Below are 5,730 nucleotides of genomic sequence, written 5' to 3'. Positions count from 1 at the left end.
ACGTCCTTGGCATAGACCTCATTGAGGAAGTCGATCGCCTCGTCCTTTTCCGCCGAGCCCGCCGTAACATACCAGCTGGAGCCGCCGAGGTTGGAGGCGTGGGTTGCGCCCTCGACATTCAGCTTCGGAATGGGGGCGACACCCCATTTGCCGCTCTGGTCGGCCTGCGCCTTGACGGTGCCGGTGATCCAAACGCCCGTCGTGACGGTCGCGACATCGCCCGAGGTAAAGGTGTTGACCCATTCCGTCCAGCCGGCAGCCGGCTTGTGGATGTTGGCCTGCAGGATCTTCTGCTCGGTTTCGAGCGCGGCCTTCAGCGCGGCATTGTCGGCGATGGACAGGTTGCCGTCCTTGTCGAAATACCAGCCGCCGGCCGACTGCATCAGGATGCGGATGAAGCCGGCGTCGTTGACGTCAAGGCCGAGCATCTTCTTGCCGGTCTTGGCTTCCACGGCCTTGCCGATCTCGATGAAGCGGTCCCAGGTCAGGTCCTGCATGTCCTCCGGCTTGAAACCGGCCTGTTCGAGATAGTCCTTGCGGTAATAGAGGCCGGTGACGCCGGAATCGAAGGGCATGCCGTAGACGGCGCCGTCGAGCGTCATCAGTTGGACCTTGTAGGGCGCAAAGCCCGAGAAATCGATCTTGCTCGACAGTTCGGCGAAGGCGCCGGGGAAGGACTGGAGGTATTTCTGCGCGCCGTAGTCTTCGATCAGTACGATATCCGGCAGCGCGTCCGTGGTGCCGGACGACAGGCCCGTCTGGAGCTTCTGCTCGACGTCGGCCTTGGCGAAATCGACGATGTTGAAGGTCGTGTCCGGATGCTTCGCCGTATAGCGCGCGGCGGCTTCCTTCATAATGGCGACGTTGAAGTTCGGGTCCCAGCACCAGACGGTGACTTCGCCGGCAAAGGCGGCCGTGGATGCCAAGAGGCTCGCACCGGCAAACAGGCCGGCGGCAAGGCGCGACAGAATCATCTTGTTCATCGTTTCCTCCCAAGAAACCTATGCGGCAGGGATCTCCTCTCCCGCCGTCGGAGGGAAGATTTACCGAATTTCAGGAAACGCGCAAGGAAAATTTAGTAAATATTTATTGCGCCTGCGAAGGCATCTGAAAAGTATTATAATTCCAAGGGCTTGCGGCAGCTGTCGCGCCAGATCAGTTCGGTGGCGATGCGCACCTGCTTGCCATAGCTGCGCCCGGACAGGCGTTCCAGCAGCAGGTCGACCGCCGTCTCGCCGATATGCTCGCCGTGAATGCGCACGGTGGTAAGCGGCGGGGTGAGGAACTGCGCGACGGGGATGTCGTTGAAGGAGATGACGGCAATATCCTTGGGGATGGAGAGGCCGGCTTCCTGTAACGCGCGATAGGCGCCGATCGCCATGTTGTCGTTCGAGGTGACGATGACGTCGGGCCGCTCCGCCAGCGCGAGGAGATCCTGGGCGAGTCGGTAGCCGGTGTCGAGCCGCAGACTTTGGCCGTTGGAACAGTCGGCGAGCACCAAAAGGTCCGGGTCGAAGGTGCCGTTCTTCTTCTGCCACTCGATGAAGGCGACGCAGCGTTTTTCCGCGAAGTGCTGCACGCTGCCGTTCAGGCTTTCATGGCTGCCGATGAAGCCGACACGCTTGTAGCCGCTGGATTTCAGGGAATCGAGGATCTTTTGCGTGGCAAGCCCGACATCGGAGAAGACGCTGTCGAGATGATCGCTCTTGGGGTCGAAATCGGCGAAGACGACGTGGCGGGCATGTTGCCGCAGCCAGGCGATTTCATGATCGGAATGTTTACCGATGACGATGACCCCGGAAGCGCTTTCGAGCAGCGCCGCCTCCGGCAGGTCGTCGGAATGGAAGACCTTCACGATCTCCGTCTTGAGATCGCGGCAACGCGTTTCGATGCCGAGGCGCACGCCGACATAATAGGGGTCGGAGATCTCGTCCGACGGCTCCAGGAAATGCACGATGACGAGCTTGGTGAGCAGGCTCGGCGCGACAGGGCCGTTCGCCTTGTTGCGGTTGCGCGGCGTCTCGTAATTGAGCGCCTCGGCCGTCTCGATGATCGCCTGCCGCTTGACGGGCGAGATCGACAAACCAGGGTCGTAGTTCAAAACGCGCGAGACCGTAGCGGAGGAGACCCCGACGGCCTTGGCGATTTCCTTGATCGTCACCATCCCGACATTCCGTTCCTTGCTCGCCGCAATGTGACACGGATTTGGGAAAATCGAAATCGCTTTCAGTAAATTTTTACTTCGGCACGACGCGCGAAAAACCCGCCCGGACGGCGATAACGGCGTGAATGCCGTATCTTGCCGGTATAACCAAGCGGTAAAATCTTCTCAAGGCGCGACGAAAGATTGACGCGGGAATGGCCAAACCGTCGCCGGTGGTAAAAAGCGCTGGTAAAAGCTCTTCGAGCGCCGTGCTCAGAGAACGGTCACCGAGATCGCCCCGAGCCTGTCGATTTCACCGCGCATCACATCGCCCCTCTGCACGGCCCCGACGCCGGCCGGCGTGCCGGAGAAGATCAGGTCGCCTGGCTGCAACGTGAAGAGGCGGGAGAGATAGGCGATCATTTCCGGCACCTTCCAGATCATCTGGTTGAGATTGCCGTCCTGACGCACCGCGCCGTTGATCGAGAGCCGGATCGCGCCCTCGTTAAGGGGGCCGACAGCGCTTGCCGCATGCAGCGGGCCGCAGGGCGCGGACTTTTCGAAGGCCTTGGCAACCTCCCAGGGGCGGCCATGTTTCTTCGCTTCCGCCTGGAGATCGCGCCGCGTCATGTCGAGGCCGATCGCATAGCCGAAGACGCAGTCGAGTGCCTTTTCGACCGGAATGTCGCTGCCGCCGCTTTTCAGCGCGACGACCAGCTCGATTTCATGATGCACGTCCGAGCTGGCGGAGGGGTAGGGAAAGCCATCGGCGGGTGCCACCAGCGTGTCGGGGTTCTTCTGGAAGAAGAACGGCGGTTCCTTATCCGGGTCATGGCCCATCTCGATGGCATGGTCGGCGAAGTTGCGGCCGACGCAATAGATGCGATGCACCGGAAAAAGCGCCGCGCTGCCTTCAACCGGCAGGGTGGGCACCGCGGCGGGGGCGAAGACATAGGCTTGGGTCATGGCGGCTGCACTTTCGAGAGGCTGATGTGCGGCGGACCGTAGCATGGCGCCCGGCGGCAATCGACCCGTTCGTCCTGGCCTATACTGGCTTGCGATTGCGCGAACTCTAAAAATCGCGGATAGAGGCAGAATGACGAAGGATGCCTCAGTGGACATGACCACCCCCAACACGACGGACGAGCCGCGGCGCGAGCGCCGGCGGTCGCTGGCAATCGGCCTTCTCAAGGCGCGTGAAGCCGTCATGAGCCATTTCCGGCCGATTCTCGCCGATCACGACGTGACGGAGCAGCAATGGCGCGTGCTGCGGACGCTGTCGGATGCCGGCCTGCTCGATGCGACGGAAGTGGCGGAGAAGGCCTTCATCCTGGCGCCGAGCCTGACGCGCATGCTGCGCTCGCTGGAAGAGCGCGGCTTCATCAGCCGTCACAAGGACAAGGCCGACGGGCGCCGCGTGCTGCTCAGGCTCGAGCCGGCTGGGCAGGCGGTTATCGACGAGGTGATGCCGGATTCGCGCCGCGTCTATGCCGATCTCGACGCGCGCTTCGGCGGCGAGCGGGTCGAGCAGCTGCTCGACATGCTGGAAGAACTGGCCGCCCTCAAGCTCGAGGGCAAGGCGGGCGGCGAGGAATAACCCCGCCGCCGCGAGGGCTTACGTCAATCTGCGGGCGATTTCGGTGATCACGGCGAAAGCCGTGTCCGCGTCGTCGCGCGTCATCTCGAACTGGCCGGCCTGGAAGCGGATGGCGATGCGGCCGTCCACGCGTGTCTGCGTGAGATAGATGCGACCGTCGTCGTTGATGGCATTGGTGAGCGCGATATTGTGCTGGTCGGCATCCGCGCCGCCCGTGTGGCGGAAGGAGAACAGCGACAGGACCGGCGCGCTGACGATCTCGAAATCCGGCTCCTTTGCAAGGCGTTCGGCCAGTTCCTCGGACCATGCGACATGGTTGCGGATCATCGTGCGCAGGCCTTCCAGCCCGTGATAGCGCATCAGGAACCAGAGTTTCAGCGCGCGGAAGCGACGGCCGAGCGGCACGGACCATTCGGAATAGTTGATGATGCCGTCATGGCCGTGGGTCTTGAGATATTCCGGCTGGATGGCGAGCGTGCGCACCTGATCCTCGGGGCTCCTGATGAACTGCACCGAGCAGTCGAAATTGGCGCCAAGCCATTTGTGCGGGTTGAAGACGATCGAATCGGCCTGCTCGACGCCGTCCCAGAGCGTGCGGAATTCCGGGCAGATCATCGCCGAGCCCGCCCAGGCCGCATCGACATGCAGGTAGAGGCCATGCGCCTTGACGACGGCGGCAACGTCTCGGATCGGGTCGCAGGCGCCGATCGAGGTGCCGCCGGTGCAGGCGATGACGCCGGCCGGGATATGGCCGGCGGCGAGATCGGCCTTGATGGCGGCGTCGAGCGCTTCCGGATCCATGCCGTTGAGCGGCCCCTTGGTCGGGATGCGCACGAGGTTCGCCTCGCCGATGCCGGCAATCCAGATCGCCCGGTCGATGGAGGTGTGCACCTGTTTCGAGGCATAGACGCGCACGGCCTTGTGCGCGGCGAGCCCCTCGCTGTTGCCCTTCCAGCCGAGCGCTTTCTCGCGCATCACGAGGACGGCGGCGAGCGTGGCAGTGGAGGCGGAATCCTGGATGACGCCGGCAAAGCCGTCCGGCAGGCCCATCGCCTGGCGCAGCCAGTCGACGACGCGGGTTTCCAGTTCGGTGGCGGCGGGCGATGTCTGCCACAGCATGCACTGGGCGGCGACGGAGGTGACGAGGTAGTCGGCGATCACCGAAACTGGTGCTGCATTGGCCGGGAAATAGGCGAAGAAGCGCGGATGCTGCCAATGGGTCAGGCCATCGGGAATGATGCGCTCGAAATCGGCGAAGATCGCCTCCATCGCCTCGCCGACCTCCGGCGCGGCATCGGCGATCTGCCGGATGATGGCGCCGGGCTTGGTCTGCGCCCGCACCGGCCGCTCACGCAGGCCGGCACGATAGTCGGCGCCCCAATCGGCCACCGTCCGCGACCATTGACGGAATTCTTCGCTGTCCATGTCTCACTCCCTGTCCGGTTGCCTTTCTCGGCGGTCGGATGCGCAATTGCAATGCCCCTCACGCGTGTCTGGGGATGAAATACTAAATATGTTAAATATCAAGCGGGTGCATCCATGGTTCATTATATGAACCGTCGCTTCAAATATAGACTTGCAATGCGTTTCGTTTCTTGTCAGATTAATTCGCATGTTAAGTAATCTGCCGTGCCGCCGGAGGGGCGGGATGGGCAGGTCGGGCTTGACGCCGGAAGGACCAATGGATGTCCTGGCAGGGCCTGTCATAACAACAAGGAGGAATGGTTGATGAGCCTGAGCGCCCGTCCGCCGAAGATTCTGGTGATCGGTACCGGCGACACCAAGAGCGAGGAATTGCTGTTCATGGCCGAGATCATCGGCACGGCCGGCGGTGTTGCCGTGATGGTCGATGTCAGCGTGCTCGGCGAGCCGCCCTATGCCCCCGCGCATTCCAAGCATGACATCGCGAGCGCCGCGGGCACGAGCATCCAGAATATCATCGACAGCGGCGACGAAAACACCGCCATGTCCCTGATGGCGAAGGGGGCGG

6 protein-coding genes are annotated in these 5,730 nt (G+C 62.6%); 2 read left to right on the top strand and 4 right to left on the bottom strand.

Annotated elements, in window-relative coordinates; genetic code table 11:
* The 3 genes from ACOZK4_RS25555 to ACOZK4_RS25545 form a co-directional block, all read right to left on the bottom strand.
* A partial coding sequence (locus tag ACOZK4_RS25555; protein ID WP_421594513.1) for an ABC transporter substrate-binding protein occupies positions 1-974 on the bottom strand: 974 nt, incomplete at its 3' end.
* Positions 975-1,117: 143 nt separating this feature from the next.
* Complete coding sequence (locus ACOZK4_RS25550) at positions 1,118-2,164, bottom strand: LacI family DNA-binding transcriptional regulator (RefSeq protein WP_421594475.1); 1,047 nt, start codon at positions 2,162-2,164, stop codon at positions 1,118-1,120.
* 252 nt (positions 2,165-2,416) lie between these two features.
* Entirely contained in the window at positions 2,417-3,109 is a 693-nt protein-coding gene (locus ACOZK4_RS25545; RefSeq protein ID WP_421594474.1) for a fumarylacetoacetate hydrolase family protein, read from the bottom strand.
* 154 nt (positions 3,110-3,263) lie between these two features.
* Between ACOZK4_RS25545 and hpaR the strand changes: the two genes are divergently transcribed.
* Entirely contained in the window at positions 3,264-3,740 is a 477-nt protein-coding gene (gene hpaR / locus ACOZK4_RS25540) for a homoprotocatechuate degradation operon regulator HpaR (RefSeq protein WP_421594473.1), read from the top strand.
* Between the two features lie 18 nt (positions 3,741-3,758).
* Here hpaR and ACOZK4_RS25535 read toward each other — a convergent pair whose 3' ends face one another.
* Entirely contained in the window at positions 3,759-5,165 is a 1,407-nt protein-coding gene (locus ACOZK4_RS25535; protein WP_421594472.1) for a pyridoxal phosphate-dependent decarboxylase family protein, read from the bottom strand.
* Positions 5,166-5,468: 303 nt separating this feature from the next.
* On the opposite strand from ACOZK4_RS25535, the gene ACOZK4_RS25530 reads away from it, so the two are divergent.
* The coding region (locus ACOZK4_RS25530; protein WP_421594471.1) for a Tm-1-like ATP-binding domain-containing protein at positions 5,469-5,730 on the top strand (262 nt) is incomplete at its 3' end.

The sequence above is a fragment of the Shinella sp. M27 genome (genome assembly GCF_049199905.1).
GTDB lineage: Bacteria > Pseudomonadota > Alphaproteobacteria > Rhizobiales > Rhizobiaceae > Shinella.
Note: the sequence above shows the minus strand (reverse complement) of the source record. Positions and strands in the feature narration are given on the sequence as shown.